Source organism: Vibrio sp. YT-19(2023) (assembly GCF_033337395.1).
Genome location: NZ_JAWOQN010000092.1, coordinates 1 through 1,563, shown reverse-complemented (window position 1 = coordinate 1,563; position 1,563 = coordinate 1). Strand labels below are relative to the sequence as shown.

Here is a 1,563-nt window from a genome sequence, read left to right as displayed (position 1 = left end):
ACAAAATCTTAAATTGAAGAGTTTGATCATGGCTCAGATTGAACGCTGGCGGCAGGCCTAACACATGCAAGTCGAGCGGAAACGAGTTATCTGAACCTTCGGGGGACGATAACGGCGTCGAGCGGCGGACGGGTGAGTAATGCCTAGGAAATTGCCCTGATGTGGGGGATAACCATTGGAAACGATGGCTAATACCGCATGATGCCTACGGGCCAAAGAGGGGGACCTTCGGGCCTCTCGCGTCAGGATATGCCTAGGTGGGATTAGCTAGTTGGTGAGGTAAGGGCTCACCAAGGCGACGATCCCTAGCTGGTCTGAGAGGATGATCAGCCACACTGGAACTGAGACACGGTCCAGACTCCTACGGGAGGCAGCAGTGGGGAATATTGCACAATGGGCGCAAGCCTGATGCAGCCATGCCGCGTGTGTGAAGAAGGCCTTCGGGTTGTAAAGCACTTTCAGTCGTGAGGAAGGTAGTGTAGTTAATAGCTGCATTATTTGACGTTAGCGACAGAAGAAGCACCGGCTAACTCCGTGCCAGCAGCCGCGGTAATACGGAGGGTGCGAGCGTTAATCGGAATTACTGGGCGTAAAGCGCATGCAGGTGGTTTGTTAAGTCAGATGTGAAAGCCCGGGGCTCAACCTCGGAATAGCATTTGAAACTGGCAGACTAGAGTACTGTAGAGGGGGGTAGAATTTCAGGTGTAGCGGTGAAATGCGTAGAGATCTGAAGGAATACCGGTGGCGAAGGCGGCCCCCTGGACAGATACTGACACTCAGATGCGAAAGCGTGGGGAGCAAACAGGATTAGATACCCTGGTAGTCCACGCCGTAAACGATGTCTACTTGGAGGTTGTGGCCTTGAGCCGTGGCTTTCGGAGCTAACGCGTTAAGTAGACCGCCTGGGGAGTACGGTCGCAAGATTAAAACTCAAATGAATTGACGGGGGCCCGCACAAGCGGTGGAGCATGTGGTTTAATTCGATGCAACGCGAAGAACCTTACCTACTCTTGACATCCAGAGAACTTTCCAGAGATGGATTGGTGCCTTCGGGAACTCTGAGACAGGTGCTGCATGGCTGTCGTCAGCTCGTGTTGTGAAATGTTGGGTTAAGTCCCGCAACGAGCGCAACCCTTATCCTTGTTTGCCAGCGAGTAATGTCGGGAACTCCAGGGAGACTGCCGGTGATAAACCGGAGGAAGGTGGGGACGACGTCAAGTCATCATGGCCCTTACGAGTAGGGCTACACACGTGCTACAATGGCGCATACAGAGGGCGGCCAACTTGCGAAAGTGAGCGAATCCCAAAAAGTGCGTCGTAGTCCGGATTGGAGTCTGCAACTCGACTCCATGAAGTCGGAATCGCTAGTAATCGTGGATCAGAATGCCACGGTGAATACGTTCCCGGGCCTTGTACACACCGCCCGTCACACCATGGGAGTGGGCTGCAAAAGAAGTAGGTAGTTTAACCTTCGGGGGGACGCTTACCACTTTGTGGTTCATGACTGGGGTGAAGTCGTAACAAGGTAGCGCTAGGGGAACCTGGCGCTGGATCACCTCCTTA

General features: G+C 53.6%; 1 rRNA gene. It reads left to right on the top strand.

Annotated elements, in window-relative coordinates:
* Window positions 1–10: 10 nt before the first annotated feature.
* Window positions 11–1,563: ribosomal RNA gene (locus tag R7E78_RS24040) — 16S ribosomal RNA — on the top strand.